This window comes from Plantactinospora sp. B24E8 (assembly GCF_039871735.1).
Lineage (GTDB): Bacteria > Actinomycetota > Actinomycetes > Mycobacteriales > Micromonosporaceae > Plantactinospora.
Window position 1 is genome coordinate 193,182 of the sequence record NZ_JBDPMH010000009.1, and the last position, 16,565, is coordinate 209,746.

Below are 16,565 nucleotides of genomic sequence, written 5' to 3' on the forward strand. Positions count from 1 at the left end.
CGATCTGACCCGATCCTGCGCGACCGCCTGTCTTCGCGTCGTGGGACAGGCGGCGCTTCGACCGTTCTCGCCCACGTCAGTGGGTTGGTGTGACGACCTGCCGGACAAGTGCCTGCATCCGCGTCCGTTCCCCGGAGAGGTTCGAGACCTGCTTGAGGCCGGTTGCGTTCGGAGCACCGAAGAAGCGGAACAGCACCTGTCCCGCCTGTCGGCCGGTAACGCTGGTCGGCCAGTCCGACGCACGGAGCCCGGCGACGTAGGCCGCGTTGAGCAGCCGCCAGAGATCGACCGCATCCTTGTCGGCGAACCGCCCTCGATAGGCGAAGGCTTTGACGCATATTGCCGACGTCAGCTCCGGCAGCACCAGCCGGGTACGGAGATCGTCGCCAGCCGTGAGACGAACCCGGAGATCCACCGTGGTACCAGGGCGATGCAACGCCAACAGCAGTCCCGGCACCTCGTCGACGACCAGGTCGCCGTGACGCTGGTTGGGTACCAGGGCACCCCGATAGGAGGGCGCGAGCACGTCCACGACCAACTCGAGTGGTCCGTACCGGTCCGCTCGCTCACGTACGAACCGGTTCGCCGCGCCTCGGGTCAGATAGCCGCGCCCAGTCAGCGCCGTCGGCAGACGAGGATCAGCGATGACCGAAGGCAACGCGGCGAAGTCCGCGTCGGCCGTCTCCCGCATCGGCACCTGGTCCGCGACGCCGTAGGCGGCGACAAGCAGTGTCACCATGTGCCCGCCGACGATCCGGTAGTCGATCCCGAGTTCGGCGGCGATCTCGGACAGGTCGGCGAGGGTTCGGTAACCGGCATCCGCCGCCCTGCTGGTGGACGCGACCGAGAGGGAAATGGCGTCTGTCGGCTCCGGGTCCTTCACGCCGCGTCCTTTCGGTTGGCGAGCCGGCTGCGGCTACGCAACGCCTCCCACAGGCGGGTGACCGCCTCATCCGTATCCGGGCCTGGCACACGGCACATGTCCCAGAGGATCTGCATCGGATCAGCCAGCGGCAGCGAGCCGGCAGGGGGTCCCAGGTCGGTCACCGCAGGGGGCCACACACCCGGGTCTTCGGGGATGACGTACTCCAGCGTGGAGTCCTCCTGCAACGCGGGCACGAAGCCGGCGGCGGCCAGGTCGAGCCCCGCACGTGTGTAGACAATCGCCCGTCCCGGGTTACGCCACGGCGCTATGAAGTCAGCGGCCACGTCACCGGAGACCACAGCCGAGGGCCGGATGTGGGCAGAGTCGGGCCAGCCGGTGGCCGGGTCAGCGAGCTCGATCACCGCGCGCGCCTGGGACACCGGGGAGTCGAGGCCGTACCAGAAGGTACGCAGGCCGCCAGGGCCTGGGTACTCCGCCAGCCACCACCGGGTTGCCTCGTCGAAGTCCCGCACCCGCCAGCCGGCCGCGTCCCGTTCCACAAGCCCGTGGTCGGTCAGCATCCGGAGCGTCTGGGACACCCGCGGTTGGGAGATCCCCGCCAGCTCCGCCAACTGCCGCTGACTGCTGAACGGCCGCTCGACAAGTCGGCGTAGCAGGGCGAACGCACCCCAGGGCAGCCGACCCGGCCGACGCTGGCGGGCTCCGGGCCCACCCGAACGGCCCTTCTTCCCGTGGCCGAGTTCGACCCGGTACCCCGCGATGTGGATCACGCCGCGCACTTGGTGATCATCATCGACCAGCCAGGACCAGCCGGCCTCCTCCAGCAACGCCTGCACAGCAGCCGAAGCCGACGGAACGATCAGCAGCACCGGCTGAGTCCGCCATCCCGGAAACCGTCCGAGATCGCTGGGATTCAGCGGCACCGAGAAGGCCAAGACGGGAACCGTGCTCCGCCGCTCACCGTGGCGGAGTTCGACCTGGCTCGCGTCAACCGGCACAGCGGTGATCCCGGCTTCGATCAACGCGCGCCAGATGTTCGCCGATATAAGCATTATCCGTCCTCCTCAGATAATACTTATAACACGTGGCAGAGGCGGGTGGTGTCGACCAGGAGAAGGCCCCGGGAAGGCAGCGCCCGGAGGGAACTCAGGGACGGAAGTCCACGTCCCCGCGGCCCCACCGGCCAGGAATGTGACTCAGCCGCACCCGGCCGAGTTCACGGGGCACCTCGGGGTCCACCGCGAGTTCGTCGCCGGACGAGTTGAGCCCGAGCACGATCCGCAGTAACAGCAGCGGCGCCCCGGTCGACCACGCCTGCGGGCTGCAGGCGGTCGGGTACTCGACCGGAGCGGCGGACGTCTTCCGGTCGTACCCGGCGAACGCCTCCGGCAGCCGCCCGTCGAAGTGCGACGCCGCCTCGAAGATGTCGCGCGCGATCCGGGCCGCCTCCTGGCGGTACCCGTACCGGCGCAGACCCCAGGCGATGAACGAGTTGTCGAACGGCCACACCGTGCCGGTGTGGTAGCCGATCGGGTTGTACCGGGCGGAGTGCTCGGCCAGCGTCCGCACCCCCCAGCCGGAATGCAGACGCGGGCCCATCAGGTGTCCGACGACCGCGTCCGCCCTGTCCTCGTCGACGATGCCGCTCCACAGCAGATGGCCGATGTTTGAGGAGAGCGCGTCGACCTGGTCGCCGTCCGGCCCCAACGCCAGGGCGTAGTAGCCCTCGTCGGCGATCCAGAAGTCGCGGTTGAACCGCCGCTTCAACTCCTCCGCCGACCGTTCCAGCTCGTCCGCGTACGCCGGGTCGTGCCAGACCTCGCGGGCCAGCCGGGCGGCCCGCAGTTTCGCGTCGTACGCGTACCCCTGCAGCTCGCAGGTTGCCCGGGGCAGGCCGGGCAGCCGCCCGTCCCGGTAGCAGATCGCGTTCGGGGAGTCCTTCCAGCACTGGTTCACCAGTCCGGTCCGCTCGTTGCGGGTCTGGTAGCTGAGGTAGCCGTTGCCGAGCAGGTCGCCGTACTCGTCGATCCAGGCCAGCGCGGCCCGGGTCTGCGGTTCCAGCAGTCGCACCAGGTCGCTGTCCCCGGTCCACGCCTCGTACTCGTCGAGCAGGATCACGAACAGCGGGGTGGAGTCCGCAGAGCCGAAGTACGGCGTGTGCGGCTGTTCGGCGAAGGCGGCGGTGGTGCCGTACCGGATCTCGTGCAGGATCTTCCCCGGCTCGGCGTCCCGGAAGTTGTCCAGCGCCACCGCCTGCGCCCGGGCCAGCACCCGCAGCGTCGAGGCTGCGAGATGCGGTGCGTAGGCAAGGGTCTGCAACGAGGTCAGGATGCTGTCCCGGCCGAAGACGCTCATGAACCACGGCAGACCGGCCGCCGGCACCCGGTACTCCGGGTCGTAGTCCGTCAACGCCGCCTGTCCGCTCAGCGGCCGGAACCGGAGCGCGGCCAGGTCGACCAGGCTCCGCTGGTAGGTGACCTCGAACTCGTCGTGGTCGCACTCCAGTCGGGGCATCTCGTCGAGCCACATCTGCAGTTCATGGACCAGCCTCGGGCGTTCCCGTCGGGCCTGACCCTGCAGTGTCGTCCGGATGTCGCGACCGTCCCACCCGACGGTCTCCACGTGCAGGTGGGTCGTCCACCTGCCGTCCGGCTCGACGTGCACCCGGAAGGTGAAGCCGTCCTCGTCGACCTCGACCGGACCGGTGGCCGAGATGACCGTGGAGCGGGCGTACATGTCGCGCCGGTAGTGGAAGGTGAGCCGGTCGGCGCCGATCTCGGTGGAGAAGTCGCCCACCTTCGGTTCGACGTTCTTCACCTCGAACAGGTCGGCGAAATCGCAGCCGGCCTCGACCCGGATCGTCAGATCGACCGGGTCGACGCCATGGTTCAGCACCGTCAGCCACTCGCACATGCTGCGGGTGATGTCGCGCTGCCGGACGATCGTCACCTCGGACTCCACGTAGAGCGTCGGCTCGCCGGGCACCAGGAAGAACGTCGCCTCGAAGTAGTGTGGCTGGTCCACCGACAGCACGGTGAGCGGTTCGCCGTCGATGGTGAGCTTCCAGGTGGACAGGTGGCGGATGTCGAGCGTGAACAGGCCGGTGGGGAACGACCGCGACGGTTCGATGTCGCCGTTGGCAGCGCTGACCAGGAACATGTTGCCGTCGAGGATGCGTACCGCGTCGGAGCTCATCGCCGGTGCCTCCGCACGAACTCCCGGGGATGGTCGGCGCCCGGCTCGCCGGCGACAAGATGCGGGATCAGCCAGAACTGGAGGAACTTGGCCGGTGTCCCGTACACCACCAGCCGCTCACCGGCCCAGGCCTGCACCAGCGTCATCCGACCGTTGATCATTTCGAGGAGGATCGGCCGGCCGACCCGGACGACCGTGTCGGCGGGATGTTGACCCGCCCGGACGTGGACCCGACCGTCGTCGAACGTGACGACCCAGTACTCGATGTCCCCGCCGTCGCGCTGCCGGTAGTCCCGGTCCTCGGTTATCTCGAATCGGATGCCGCCGGTGACCCCGCTGAGTCGGGGCTCGACGCCGCACCGGGCGACCCGGGCGAAGAACGCCGCGACGTCCTCGTCCGCATCGCGCCTGTCACTCACCCGTGCCCCCTTCCGTCCCGAAGGTCTGGTTCGCGACCACGGATCGGCTGCGTCCGCCGGCCCGGGTCGCGCCCGTCCGGTGGAGCAGATCGCGGTTACCCGGCGATGTGACCGGAAAACGGCGGCACGGAAGACCCGGCGGGAGGACCGGGTCAGCCGGCGGTGTGCGCGTCGACCGGGGCGGGCGTACCGGCGGCCAGGTGCTCGCGGGCGTACGCCAGCGCCGCCCGCAGGTCCTCCTCCCGGTCGGCGCGGCTGCGGGCCCGCCGGGTGGAGACCTCCAGGGCGACCGAGCCGGTGAAGCCGCGTCCGGCCAGCGAGGCGAGCAGTTCGCCGCAGGGCTGGGTGCCCCGGCCGGGCACCAGGTGCTCGTCCCGGCCCTCGCCGGTGCCGTCCCCCAGGTGTACGTGGGCCAGCCCGCCGCCCATCCGGTCGGCCATCGCCAACGCGTCGGTCTGTGCGGCGGCGCAGTGCGAGATGTCCAGGGTGTAGGCGTCGTAGCCGGTGTCGGTCGGGTCCCAGCCCGGCTGGTACGGCACGAACTTCCGACCCGCCATCCGGACCGGGTACATGTTCTCGACAGCGAACCGGATCCCGGTGTGCCCGGCCGCCAGCCGCTCCAGCCCGTCGACGAACGACCGGGCGTAGTCACGCTGCCAGCTGAACGGCGGGTGCACCACCACGGTCGGCGCCTCCAGGGTCTCGGCCAGGATCGCCGACCGACGCAGCCGCTCCCACGGGTCGGAACTCCAGACCCGCTGGGTGACCAGCAGGCAGGGCGAGTGCACCGACAGGACCGGCACGCCGTAGTGCTTCGCCAGCCCGCGCAGCGCCCCGGCGTCCTGGCTGACCGCGTCGGTCCAGACCATCACCTCGACGCCGTCGTAGCCGAGCGCCGCCGCCAGTTCGAAGGCGGCCGCGGTCGGCTCGGGGAAGACCGAGGAACTGGACAGCAGTACGCGGGTGGTCACGTCCTTCAGGGTAGCCCGCTCCGGCGCCCACCACCCGGGACGAGTCGTCGCATATCGCCCGGGAAGCCGCAGAACAGCAGCTCAGGCCGACATCGAGAAAGCTGCCCGACTACCCGGACGCCTCCAGCTGGTCCAGCCGGCGCAGGATGACCCCCTCACGCAACGCCCACGGGCAGATGTCCAGGCTCTGCACGCCGAGCCGGCGCATCACCGCCTCGGCCACGATCGCCCCGGCCAGCAGCTGGTGGGCCCGCCGGGCACTGACCCCCTCCAGTTCGGCGAGCCGGTTCGGCGACATGTGCCGGATGAAGCCGATCACCTGACGCAGCCCGGTCCGGGTCAGACTGCGCCGCGCCCAGAGCCCGGCCCCGGACGGTGCCGCCCCGGCCAGCCGGGCCAGGGTCCGGAAGGTCTTGCTGGTGGCGGCGACCCGGTCCCACTCGATTCCCACCATGTCGTCGACCACCGGGCCGAGCAGGCTCTCCACGTACTCCTCGAGTTTGGCGACCGCCTGGCTGGACGGGGTGTCGCCGCTGTCCGGCCCGAGCTCCAACCACTCCCGGGTCAGCCGGCCGGCACCGAGCGGCAGCGAGAGGGCGAACTCCGGGACCTCGTCGATCCCGGCCGCCATCTCCAGCGAGCCGCCGCCGATGTCCAGCACCAGCAGCCGCCCCGCCGACCAGCCGAACCACCGGCGTACGGCGAGGAAGGTCATCCGGGCCTCGTCGGCACCGGAGAGCACCTCCAGGCGTACGCCGGTCTCGTTGCGGACCCGGGCCAGCACCTCCGGCGCGTTCGTGGCGTCCCGGACCGCGGAGGTCGCGAAGGCCAGTACGTCGTCGGCGGTCAGCCGGACCGCCGACATCTTCGCCTCGTTCACCGCCGCCACCAGTGCGTCCGCTCCTTCTCTGCGCAACGAGCCGTCCCGGCCGATCTGTTCGGCGAGCCGGAGCACCGCCTTTTCCGAATGGGCCGGCCAGGGGTGGGCCCCCCGGTGGGCGTCGACCACCAACAGGTGCACCGTGTTGGAGCCGACATCGAGTACGCCGAGTCGCATGAGTTGCACCCTAGACGCAGGTCGGAACGCCGGTCGCGGGCGTACGCTGACCAGGTGGCAGCACGCAACCAGCTCCGGATCATCGTCGACGACCCCGCCGACCCGCGCAGCCGGGAGGTCCCGCTCGACTTTCCTCGGGAGTGGATCGAGTTTCCCGACCCGGCCGACCCGGAGCACCTGATCCGCGCCGACCTGACCTGGCTGCTGTCCCGCTGGACCTGCGTCTTCGGCCAGACCTGCCACGGCATCATCGCCGGTCGTGCCGCCGACGGCTGCTGCTCGCACGGCGCGTTCTTCACCGACGCCGACGACGAGAAGCGGGTCCGGGCGGCGGTGAAGCGGCTCACCCCGCAGACCTGGCAGCACTACCGGCGCGGTTTCAAGAACTACACCGAGGTGGACTCGGTCGACGGCGAGTCGCCGGCCCGGCGTACCGCGACCCGGGCCGAGGACGCCCCATGTGTGTTCCTCAACGACGCAGACTTTCCCGGTGGCGGCGGTTGCGCGCTGCACGCCCAGGCGCTGCGCGACGGCGTCCATCCGCTGGAGTACAAGCCGGACGTCTGCTGGCAGCTGCCGGTCCGTCGCGACCAGGACTGGGTGAAGCGTCCGGACGGGACGAAGGTGCTGGTCTCCACGCTCGGCGAGTTCGACCGGCGGGGCTGGGGCGCGGGCGGGCACGACCTCGACTGGTGGTGCACGTCGTCGCCGGAGGCACACGTCGGGACCGAGCCGATGTACGTCTCGTACGAGCCGGAGCTGACCGCACTGGTCGGCAAGGCGGCGTACGCCAAACTCGCGGAGATCTGCGGCGAACGGGCCCGGCGTGGCCTGGTCGCGACGCATCCGGCGACCGCGGAGGCCGAGCCGGTGGTCGTGCACCGCGAGGAGGGCGGCCGGGAGCCGGCCAGCCCGAAGGCCGCCGCCGGTCGTCGCCGACCCGCCGCCCAGCGGACCGGCGCCGGCGACCACTGAACCTCGGCCGGTCGCCCACCCGGTCGCCGGCCCCGGGCCCCCGGGACCTCCTGCGGCACAGTCCCGGTCGGGGTACGGCCGGCCTACGGCTCGAACTTGTAGCCGAGACCGCGGACGGTGACGATGAACCTCGGCGCGGACGGCTCCGGCTCGACCTTCGACCGCAGCCGCTTCACGTGCACGTCCAGGGTCTTGGTGTCGCCGACGTAGTCGGCACCCCAGACCCGGTCGATCAGCTGCCCCCGGGTCAGCACCCGTCCGGCGTTGCGGAGCAGCAACTCCAGCAGCTCGAACTCCTTCAGCGGCAGTTGCACCGGGGCGCCGTCGACGGTCACCACGTGCCGCTCGATGTCCATCCGGACCGGGCCGGCGGCCAGGGTCGGAGTGCTGACCTCGACGGCCTCGTTGCCCCGCCGCCGCAGTACGGCCCGGACCCGGGCGACCAGTTCGCGGGGCGAGTACGGCTTCGTGACGTAGTCGTCGGCGCCGATCTCCAGGCCGACCACCTTGTCGATCTCGCTGTCCCGGGCGGTGACCATGATGATCGGCACCTGGGAACGCTGGCGGAGCTGACGGCACACCTCGGTGCCGGACATCTCCGGCAGCATCAGGTCGAGCAGCACGATGTCCGCGCCGGTGCGGTCGAACTCGGTCAACGCGTCGGTGCCGGTCGCCGCGGCCGAGACCTCGAATCCCTCCTTGCGCAGCAGGTAGGAGAGGGCGTCGGAAAACGACTCCTCATCCTCGACCACGAGTACGCGGGCCACGGACTTTCCTTTCTGATTCGCGCGTCGGACTATCCGACCGGATCGGTCTCGATCTCAACTGACGGGGCTGGCGGCAGGAAGGCGTCCGGCGGTCGGGCCGGCAGCCGCAGGGTGAACGTGGAGCCACCACCAAGAGTGCTGGACACCTCGACCCGACCGCCATGGTTGGTCGCGATGTGTTTCACGATCGCCAGGCCGAGGCCGGTGCCGCCGGTCTGCCGCGACCGGGCCTGGTCGGCCCGGTAGAAACGTTCGAAGATCCGGCCCACGTCGTCGGGGGCGATGCCGATGCCCTGGTCGGTGACGGCGATCTCGATGTGCTCCTCGCTGCTGCGTACCGCGACGGTGACCTTCGTCCGCTCGCCGGAGTAGGCGATCGCGTTCTCCACCAGGTTGCTGACCGCGGTGGCGATCTGGCCGTCGCTGCCGTACACCGTCAGGTCCCGTTCGCCCTCGACGGCCACGGTGACCTCGCGGGCGTTCGCGGCGGTTCGGGTCCGGTCCAGCACCTCGGCGATCACCCAGTCCAGGGCGACCGGGTCGGGGTCGGGCAGCGGCTCGGCGCCCTGCAGCCGGGTCAGTTCCAGCAGCTCGTTGACGAGCTTGCCGAGCCGGGTCGACTCGTGCTGGATCCGCTCGGCGAACCGGCGGGCCGCCGCCATGTCCTCCGACGGGTCCAGTGTGCCGTTTCCGGTGGTCTGGTCGGTGGCGTCCAGCAGCGCCTCGGCGAGCAGCTGCAACGCCCCGATCGGGGTCTTCAGCTCGTGGCTGACGTTGGCCACGAAGTCCCGGCGTACCCGGGCGACCCGGTGTGACTCGGTGACGTCGGCGGCCTCGACGGCCACGTACCCGGAGCCGAGTCCCATCGCCCGCAGGTGCACGCCGAGCGGGTCCTGCATGCCCCCGTCGCGGCCCCGGGGCAGGTCGAGCTCCACCTCGCGGCGCACCCCGGTGCGGCGGACCTGGCCGGCCAGGGTACGGATGATCGGATGCGCGGCGACCGTACCCGGGGTGGCGCCGACCCGGAGCAGCCCCATCGCCCGGGCGGCCGGGTTGACCAGCACCGGGACGTCCTGGGCGTCCAGGACGACAACACCGACCCGGAGCGAGTCCAGGCTCTTGCGGCCGAGACCGGACAGCCCGCCGGCCTGTTCCTCGTTGCCGATCGCCGGCCTCCTGTTACGTGTGTCGCTCGCTGGGCCGACCTGTCGGGGAATGTCGGGCCGGGGCCTGGGTTGTCCGGTGTCGTACGATCGGCCCCGCCCGTTGAGTCGGTGCCGGAACGGGCCGAAGAACAGGCCAAGCCCGAGTCCTCCGACGACGCCCGCCACCACCCCCCAGTCCACGCGGCGATCGTAGGGTCATCGTTAACCTATCGACCAGGCAAAATTGGGCGAATCACGCGGCCATCCGCGAATGTTCACCGTCCGGCCGGGTGCCGTTCACCGAGGTTCACCTCGGAGCCGTCGCCTCGCCCTACCGTTGTCGGGACCCTCGTTCATCCGTACCGTCGCCGGGCCGGCCCACCGCCGACCCGGCCGGTGGTACGCCGGTCGCCTCCCGGCGAACTGACCAGCAGGACGTGATCATGCGCGACGAATTCCGGATCGACCTGAACATCGTGAGCCAACTCCTGGTGGACATGGCGGAGGCGGTGCAGGTGGCGATGCGTCAGGCCACCAAGGCGCTGCTCACCGCGGACCGGAAGGCCGCCGAAGGGGTGATCGACCGCGACGCGGAGATCGACTCCATCTTCCGGCAGGTCGAGGAGCGGGTCTGTGACCTGCTCGCCCGGCAGGCGCCGGTCGCCTCCGACCTGCGGGCCCTGATCACCGCCCTGCACGTCGCGGCCGACCTGGAGCGGATGGGCGACCTCGCCGACCACGTGGCGAAGACGGCGGTACGCCGGCACCCGTCCCCGGCCGTCCCGGCCGAGCTGCGCGGCGTCTTCACCGAGATGGCCAAGGCCGCGGACCGGATGGCCGGCAAGATCGCCGAGGTCCTCTCCAAGCCCGACGCCGACCTGGCCGCCGAACTGGAACAGGACGACGACGCCATGGACGAGCTGCACCGGCAGCTCTTCGCGATCGTCCTCGACGACGAGTGGCCGTACGGGGTGGAGACCGCGATCGACGCGACACTGCTCGGCCGCTTCTACGAGCGGTACGCCGACCACGCGGTGAACGCCGGCCAGCGGGTCGTCTACCTGGTCACCGGCGAGATGTGACGGTCGGGACGGGCCCCTTCCGACAGCGGAAGGGGCCCGTCCCGGCCTGTGTCCTGGGTTCAGCGTCCCTGGTTGGCGACCGCTGCGGCGGCCTCCCTGGCGGCCTCCGGGTCGAGGTACGCCCCGCCGGCGACCAGCGGACGCATCGACCGGTCGAGGTCGTAGCGCAGCGGGATGCCGGTCGGGATGTTCAGCTTGGCGATCGCCTCGTCGGAGATGTCGTCGAGGTGCTTGACCAGCGCCCGCAGCGAGTTGCCGTGCGCGGCGACCAGCACCGTACGAGCGGCCAGCAGGTCCGGCACGATCGAGTCGAACCAGTACGGCAGCATCCGGTCGACGACGTCCTTGAGGCACTCCGTCCGGGGCATCAGCTCGGGCGGGAGCAGGGCGTAGCGCGGGTCGCCGACCTGGGACCACTCGTCACCGTCGGCGATCGGCGGCGGCGGGGTGTCGTACGACCGGCGCCAGAGCATGAACTGCTCCTCGCCGTACTCGTCGAGGGTCTGCTTCTTGTTCTTGCCCTGCAGCGCGCCGTAGTGCCGCTCGTTGAGCCGCCAGGAGCGGCGGACCGCGATCCAGTGCCGGTCGGCGGCGTTGAGCGCCAGCTCGCCGGTGCGGATCGCCCGGCGCAGCACGCTCGTGTGCATCACGTCGGGCAGCAGGTTGTGTTCGCGCAGCAGTTCGCCGCCGCGCCGGGCCTCGGCCTCTCCCTTGGCGGTCAGGTCCACGTCGACCCAGCCGGTGAAGAGGTTCTTCGCGTTCCAGTCGCTTTCGCCGTGCCGGAGCAGCACCAACGTGCCCACCGCGGCGCCCTCGCCCGCCACCGGGGCGCCCTCCGGTCCAGTACTCGTGCTCCTACTCATGGGCATCATCCTGCCGGACCGGCCGGTGCGACATGCGGCGACCCTGGGTGACGACCGACACGTGGAAAACCGGGTGACCTGCGATGTCGCCTCCGGCTAGCTTCGTAAGGCGTTTGACAGCTAGTGGTCATTACAGAGGCACGGGGGCACGGGGTGCGGACGGTCCAGAACTGGTTCCGGGACACGACAGGCGGTTTACCGAGGACCTTCTGGTATCTCTGGGCCGGCACGCTGGTCAACCGACTCGGCGCCTTCGTCGTCATCTTCCTGGCCATCTACCTGACCGAGGTACGCGGCTTCTCCGAGTTCGAGGCGGGGATCGTGCTCGGCCTCTGGGGCGCCGGCGGCGCGGTCGGCACGCTGACCGGCGGCGTCCTCGCCGATCGCTGGGGGCGGCGGCCCACCCTGCTCACCGCCCACGTCGGCGCGGCCACCATGATGCTGGCCCTCGGCCTGGCCCGGCCGCTGTGGCTGGTCGCGCTCGGCGCGCTGCTGCTCGGCGTCTTCGCCGAGGGGGCCCGGCCGGCCTTCGGCGCGATGCTGGTCGACGTCGTACCGCAACAGGACCGGCTGCGCGCCTTCACCCTGAACTACTGGGCGATCAACCTGGGCTTCGCCTCCGCGGCGATCCTCGCCGGGCTGGCCGCCGAGGCGAGCTACCTGCTGCTCTTCGTGATCGACGCGACGACGACGCTGGCCACCGCCGCCATCATCTTCCTGAAGGTCGGCGAGACCCGGCGGCTGCGGGACGTCCGCCCCGGCGCCAACCAGCCGGACGGCGCCGCGCCGCACCGGGGTGGACTGCGGGTCGCCCTGACCGACCGGGTCTTCGTCGGCTTCGTGGCGGTGAACGTCCTGCTGGCGCTGATCTTCATGCAGCACATCTCGATGCTGCCGATCGCGATGGGACAGGACGGTCTGTCGCCCTCCACCTACGGCACGGTCATCGCGGTGAACGGGGTGCTGATCGTCGTCGGCCAGCTCTTCATCCCGCGACTGATCCGGGGACGTGGCCGGTCGAACGTGTTGGCGCTGGCCGCGGTGCTGGTCGGGCTCGGCTTCGGGTTGACCGCGTTCGCCGACGGGGCGTGGTTCTACGCGCTCACCGTGGTGATCTGGACCCTCGGCGAGATGTTGAACTCGCCGTCGAACTCGACGCTGATCGCCGAACTGTCGCCGTCCACCCTGCGCGGCCGCTACCAGGGGCTCTTTTCGCTCTCCTGGTCGCTGGCGGCCTTCGGGGCCCCGGTGGCCGGCGGGTTCGTCCGGCAGCAGTTCGGCAACTCGGCGCTCTGGTTCGGCTGCGCGGCGGTCGCCGCCGTGGCCGCCGTCGCCCACCTGGTCTCCGGCCCCGCCCGGGAGCGCCGGGCCCGCGACCTGCGGGTACTCGAGTCGGCGTACGTCGAGTCCGCCGCGCCGCGACCCTCCGGTGCGGACCGGACCCCGGCGGCCGCACCGGCCAACGCCTGAGCGATGGGAGCCAACCGACACTCCCAGCATTGACGGAGATTACGTAGTTACGTAATCTCCGATGTATGGAGTGGGAGGAACGGCTGGCGGAACTGGAGAGCCGGCTCACCGAGCGGATCGACGAATTGGCACGACAGCTCGCGGCCATCTCGGAGCGGCCGGACACGACCGGCACGGGCGGGCCGACCGGCACCTCCCCCGACGCGACGAGGGGAGGTGGCGGGCGCGACCGCGCCGGCCACCGGCCGGACCAGGACTTCTGGGCCCTGGAAGGGTTGAAGAGCCAGCTCGCCGACCTCGGTGCCGACGACGGCGGGATCCTCTTCACCGGCACCGTCCGGCTCCCCACCCACGAGCGGTACGACTGGCAGTACGGCCTGCTCACCGCGACCGTTCTCGACGAGGTCGACTGGACCGAGGCGGCGGAGTCGTTCGCCGCGCTCGGCCATCCGGTCCGGATGCGACTGCTCCGCGAGATCCTCGGCGGTCGTCGTACGGTCACCGAACTCACCGAACTAGACGGGCTGGGCACCACCGGGCAGGCGTACCACCACCTGCGGCAACTGGCCGCCGCCGGCTGGCTGCACAGCCCGACCCGGGGCCGCTACGAGGTTCCGCCCGGCCGGGTGGTGCCGCTGCTCGTCGTCCTGGCCGCCGCCCGGCCGTGACCCGACCGGCGCCCTGACCGACCCGCCGGCGTCGGCCCCCACCACCGGAAGGAGCTTTCACCGTGCCCAAGGTCCTGATGGTCCTACACCGGCTCTGCTGGCTGGCGTTCCTCGCGCTGCTGGCGGCGCAGTTCGTCGTCGACATCTCCTGGCTCTGGGGCTGGGTGCCGATCGGGCTCGCCATCATCCTGCGGTTCGTGACCGGTCGGCTGCTCACCCCGAGCGAGGCGGCCGGGCCGGCGCGACCGGTCGAGGTCCTCGCCCCGGTCGCCGGCCGCTGGTCGGCGTTGAACAGCCCGGCCGACAAGGTGCCCAGCCACGGCGTACGGGCCTACGGACAGGCGTACGCGATCGACGTGGTGGCGGAGCCGACCGAGGATTCCCGCCCCAGCTTCGGCTGGTGGCCGTTGATGCGCCGCAACCGCGACTTCCCGGCCTTCGACTCCCCGCTGTACGCCGTCGCCGACGCCACCGTGGTCCGTGCGGTCGACCGCAACCGGGACCATCTCAGCCGCAACTCCTGGCCGGCACTGCTCTATCTGATCGTCGAGGCGTCCCTGCGGGACCTGGTCGGCCCGGGACAGGTCCTCGGCAACCATCTGGTCCTCGACCTCGGCGACGGCGTCTTCGCCGCGTACGCCCACCTACGGCGTGGATCACTGCTGGTCCGGGCCGGCGACCGGGTGGTGGCCGGACAGCCGGTGGCGCGCTGCGGCAACTCCGGGAACTCGACGGAGCCGCACGTGCACTTCCAACTGATGGACGCACCGGACCTGGACGTGGCCCGGGGAATTCCGTTCACCTGGCGGGAGATCGGTGTGCCCCGGAACACCGAGACCTTCACCGCCGGAACGCCGAAGCCGACCAAAATACTGAGGCCGACCCGGGTGTCGGGCAGCTGAACGGGACGGGGAAAACGAAAGGGGATTTTCAGATGGACCGGCGGCGGCGGGCGACGCTCACCCCCGTAAACGCCGCCCGCACACACCGCCGGTTACAGGTGGCGGCGCCGTCCCCCAACGGCCTCATGCGCCACCCGTCCCCCAGCGTCGCCGCCCGGTGCACGAATCTGATCGATCCGCCGTTCCCCCGAACGATTCCGAGCGCGACGCGCGTAATAACGTTAGTTGTCGCCGGATCTGCCACACAACCCAGGACCGCTGTCTCGCCGGTCACATCGGGTGCAAGCAGCGTTTTTCCGACGTCGTAGGGGGCAACACCGAGCCTCGTGCCAGCATTCCCGGTCCTGTCCCCCACACACTCATCCGTCCTCGCGATCCGGTGATTCGGTACGGAAGAAGTTGCTCTGCCGACCATCGGACAACTGTTCCTGGTAGATGAAATTCAGGCGCCGAAGGTCAAACGTCTGGAACCACTCGTCCCAACTCACCGGCTTCAGTCCACCGCCTTCCCGCCATCCCGGGAAGTCAAACGTCAGCACGCCGATCCGACCCTCGCGTTCGGTGCCCTCGATGGTCGCCGGCCGTGCGTTCCGGGCCTCCGCCCAGCGTTGGATGACATCGTGTTCGCGGGTCACCAGGCTCCGCCCGGGCCGCTCCGGCTGATCCTGGGACGAGGTGATCGGCTGGGCGTACTTCAGGCTCTTCGACTGCCCCCCACCGGCCGCCCCGGTCCGCTTCGCGGTCGCCGCCGTACCCTTCCGGGCGCCCGCCGCCGACGTGCTCTTCCGCGCGCCGGTCGTCTTCCGGCCAGGCGCGGTGCCCGCCCCGGCGGCCTTCCGGACCGACGCGGTGGTCGTCTTCCGGGCGACGGCCGTGCTCTTCCGGGCGGCGGCCGTCGTCTTCCGGGCCGGCGCCTTCGTTGCCGTCGCTGACGCCTTCTTCGCCGGCGCCTTCTTCGCGGTCGCCTTCTTCGCGGTCGCCTTCTTCGCCGGAGCCCGCTTGGTGGTCGCCTTCTTCGCCGGCGCCTTCTTCGCCGTCGCCTTCTTCGCCGGAGCCCGCTTGGTGGTGGCCTTCTTCGCCGGAGCCTTCTTCGCGGTCGCCCGCTTCGCCGGCGCCGACACGGTCTTCCGGGCCCCCGTCCGCGTACTCGCCGCCGAGACCGCCTTACGGCCGGTCGTCCGCTTGCTCGCCGCGGAGACCGCCTTCTTCGTGGTCGCCTTCTTGGCCGGTGCCCTCTTGGCGGTCGCCTTCTTCGCCGGGGCCTTCCTGGCCGGCGCCTTCTTCGCGGTCGTCTTCCTGGCGGCGGTGCCACCCCGACCCTCCGCCCGCAACGTACGGACCAGGCTCTTCACCAGGTCCATCTTCCGCAGCGCGGAGATACCCGAGACACCCCGTTTCCGGAGCTGCCCCCGGATGTCCTCGACCTTCATCATGCTGATCTTGTTTTCGCTGATGTCGGCCGTGCTGCTGGTCCGGCGCTTCGACGCGGTCGCGGTCGCGCCGCGACCGGAACTGTTCCGCTGAGCCATGATCGCTCACGCTCCCTCTGACAGTCTGACCTCGGCAGGCGGCGCGGTCGTCGCTGTACCGCCGCAGAGCACCGGCACAGGCCGCCGATGCACCGCCGGGGCATACCCGTCAGGGGCGGTCCAAATCCGAGTTTTCCGGAGAGGATCGTTCGAAGAGGTGCGCGAAGGCCTGGAGGTTCGCCAACGACTCACCGCGCTTGACCCGCCACTCCCACTCCCGGCGGATCGCCGTACCGAACCCGATCTCCAACATGGTGTCGAACGACTCGTCGGCGTAGTTGAGCACCGCCCCGAACAGCCGGTCCAACTCCTCCTCGGTCACCCCGGCCAGGCCCAGCCGGCCGGTGAGATAGACGTCGCCGACCGCGTCGACCGAGAACGCGACCCCGTACATCCGGGCGTTGCGCTGGAGCAGCCAGGTCCAGAGTTCCTCGCGCCGCTCGTCGGGCTGGCGCATCACGAACGCCTCGATCCGCAGCGCGTAGTCGCCGACGATCAGGTTGCAGATCGTCTTGAGCTTGTGCCTGCCGGGCAGCGTGACCGCGTACGAGAACTCGCCCGTCGACTCGCAGTCCAACTCCCGGTCGGCACAGACCGCCTCGATCAGTCGCCCGATCTCCGCCCGTGACCTCATCG

Annotated in this window: 17 protein-coding genes; 6 read left to right on the forward strand and 11 right to left on the reverse strand. The window is 70.6% G+C overall.

The window, feature by feature from the left end:
* Positions 1 to 76: 76 nt before the first annotated feature.
* From ABGB21_RS16805 to ABGB21_RS16830, 6 genes are all read right to left on the reverse strand, one after another.
* Positions 77 to 883, reverse strand: a complete 807-nt coding sequence (locus ABGB21_RS16805) for a hypothetical protein (protein WP_347651865.1) — start codon at positions 881 to 883, stop codon at positions 77 to 79.
* Positions 880 to 1,938, reverse strand: a complete 1,059-nt coding sequence (locus ABGB21_RS16810; protein WP_347678459.1) for a winged helix-turn-helix transcriptional regulator — start codon at positions 1,936 to 1,938, stop codon at positions 880 to 882. The genes ABGB21_RS16805 and ABGB21_RS16810 overlap by 4 nt, the downstream gene beginning before the upstream one ends.
* Positions 1,939 to 2,032: 94 nt before the next feature.
* On the reverse strand, positions 2,033 to 4,081 hold the full coding sequence (locus ABGB21_RS16815) for a glycogen debranching N-terminal domain-containing protein (protein WP_347678461.1): 2,049 nt from the start codon (positions 4,079 to 4,081) through the stop codon (positions 2,033 to 2,035).
* Positions 4,078 to 4,500, reverse strand: a complete 423-nt coding sequence (locus tag ABGB21_RS16820; protein ID WP_347651868.1) for an SCP2 sterol-binding domain-containing protein — start codon at positions 4,498 to 4,500, stop codon at positions 4,078 to 4,080. Before ABGB21_RS16820 ends, ABGB21_RS16815 begins: the two co-directional genes overlap by 4 nt.
* A 152-nt stretch (positions 4,501 to 4,652) precedes the next feature.
* A complete protein-coding gene (locus ABGB21_RS16825) occupies positions 4,653 to 5,471 on the reverse strand; it encodes a sugar phosphate isomerase/epimerase (RefSeq protein ID WP_347651869.1) in 819 nt (272 codons plus the stop codon).
* Between the two features lie 109 nt (positions 5,472 to 5,580).
* Entirely contained in the window at positions 5,581 to 6,528 is a 948-nt protein-coding gene (locus tag ABGB21_RS16830) for a Ppx/GppA phosphatase family protein (protein ID WP_347651870.1), read from the reverse strand.
* A 54-nt stretch (positions 6,529 to 6,582) separates the two neighbouring features.
* On the opposite strand from ABGB21_RS16830, the gene ABGB21_RS16835 reads away from it, so the two are divergent.
* The gene (locus ABGB21_RS16835) at positions 6,583 to 7,503 is read left to right on the forward strand and encodes a hypothetical protein (RefSeq protein ID WP_347678463.1); all 921 of its coding nucleotides are present in this window, start codon (positions 6,583 to 6,585) and stop codon (positions 7,501 to 7,503) included.
* Positions 7,504 to 7,586: 83 nt separating this feature from the next.
* Here ABGB21_RS16835 and ABGB21_RS16840 read toward each other — a convergent pair whose 3' ends face one another.
* Both ABGB21_RS16840 and ABGB21_RS16845 read right to left on the reverse strand, forming a co-directional pair.
* Positions 7,587 to 8,270 (reverse strand): response regulator transcription factor, encoded by a 684-nt coding sequence (locus tag ABGB21_RS16840; RefSeq protein WP_331214460.1) that lies wholly within the window; start codon positions 8,268 to 8,270, stop codon positions 7,587 to 7,589.
* A gap of 29 nt (positions 8,271 to 8,299) precedes the next feature.
* Positions 8,300 to 9,616, reverse strand: coding sequence for an ATP-binding protein (locus ABGB21_RS16845; protein WP_347651872.1), 1,317 nt, complete (start codon positions 9,614 to 9,616; stop codon positions 8,300 to 8,302).
* Between the two features lie 242 nt (positions 9,617 to 9,858).
* Between ABGB21_RS16845 and phoU the strand changes: the two genes are divergently transcribed.
* The gene (gene phoU / locus ABGB21_RS16850; RefSeq protein WP_347651873.1) at positions 9,859 to 10,497 is read left to right on the forward strand and encodes a phosphate signaling complex protein PhoU; all 639 of its coding nucleotides are present in this window, start codon (positions 9,859 to 9,861) and stop codon (positions 10,495 to 10,497) included.
* A gap of 59 nt (positions 10,498 to 10,556) precedes the next feature.
* Here the strand turns inward: phoU and ABGB21_RS16855 are convergent, their stop codons facing one another.
* The gene (locus ABGB21_RS16855; RefSeq protein WP_347651874.1) at positions 10,557 to 11,360 is read right to left on the reverse strand and encodes a phosphoglyceromutase; all 804 of its coding nucleotides are present in this window, start codon (positions 11,358 to 11,360) and stop codon (positions 10,557 to 10,559) included.
* 153 nt (positions 11,361 to 11,513) lie between these two features.
* Here ABGB21_RS16855 and ABGB21_RS16860 point away from each other — a divergent pair, with 153 nt between their 5' ends.
* The 3 genes from ABGB21_RS16860 (at position 11,514) to ABGB21_RS16870 (ending at position 14,400) form a co-directional block, all read left to right on the forward strand.
* The gene (locus ABGB21_RS16860) at positions 11,514 to 12,830 is read left to right on the forward strand and encodes an MFS transporter (protein ID WP_347651875.1); all 1,317 of its coding nucleotides are present in this window, start codon (positions 11,514 to 11,516) and stop codon (positions 12,828 to 12,830) included.
* A gap of 65 nt (positions 12,831 to 12,895) precedes the next feature.
* Positions 12,896 to 13,498, forward strand: coding sequence for a helix-turn-helix domain-containing protein (locus ABGB21_RS16865; protein ID WP_347678465.1), 603 nt, complete (start codon positions 12,896 to 12,898; stop codon positions 13,496 to 13,498).
* Between the two features lie 62 nt (positions 13,499 to 13,560).
* Complete coding sequence (locus tag ABGB21_RS16870; protein WP_347678467.1) at positions 13,561 to 14,400, forward strand: M23 family metallopeptidase; 840 nt, start codon at positions 13,561 to 13,563, stop codon at positions 14,398 to 14,400.
* 359 nt (positions 14,401 to 14,759) lie between these two features.
* Here ABGB21_RS16870 and ABGB21_RS16875 read toward each other — a convergent pair whose 3' ends face one another.
* Positions 14,760 to 15,035: a hypothetical protein gene (locus ABGB21_RS16875; protein WP_347651980.1), complete on the reverse strand. Its 276-nt coding sequence runs from the start codon at positions 15,033 to 15,035 to the stop codon at positions 14,760 to 14,762.
* A 40-nt stretch (positions 15,036 to 15,075) separates the two neighbouring features.
* Here ABGB21_RS16875 and ABGB21_RS16880 point away from each other — a divergent pair, with 40 nt between their 5' ends.
* Positions 15,076 to 15,924, forward strand: coding sequence for a hypothetical protein (locus ABGB21_RS16880; RefSeq protein ID WP_347678491.1), 849 nt, complete (start codon positions 15,076 to 15,078; stop codon positions 15,922 to 15,924).
* Between the two features lie 114 nt (positions 15,925 to 16,038).
* Here the strand turns inward: ABGB21_RS16880 and ABGB21_RS16885 are convergent, their stop codons facing one another.
* Entirely contained in the window at positions 16,039 to 16,563 is a 525-nt protein-coding gene (locus ABGB21_RS16885; protein WP_347651878.1) for a YbjN domain-containing protein, read from the reverse strand.
* Positions 16,564 to 16,565 lie beyond the last annotated feature (2 nt).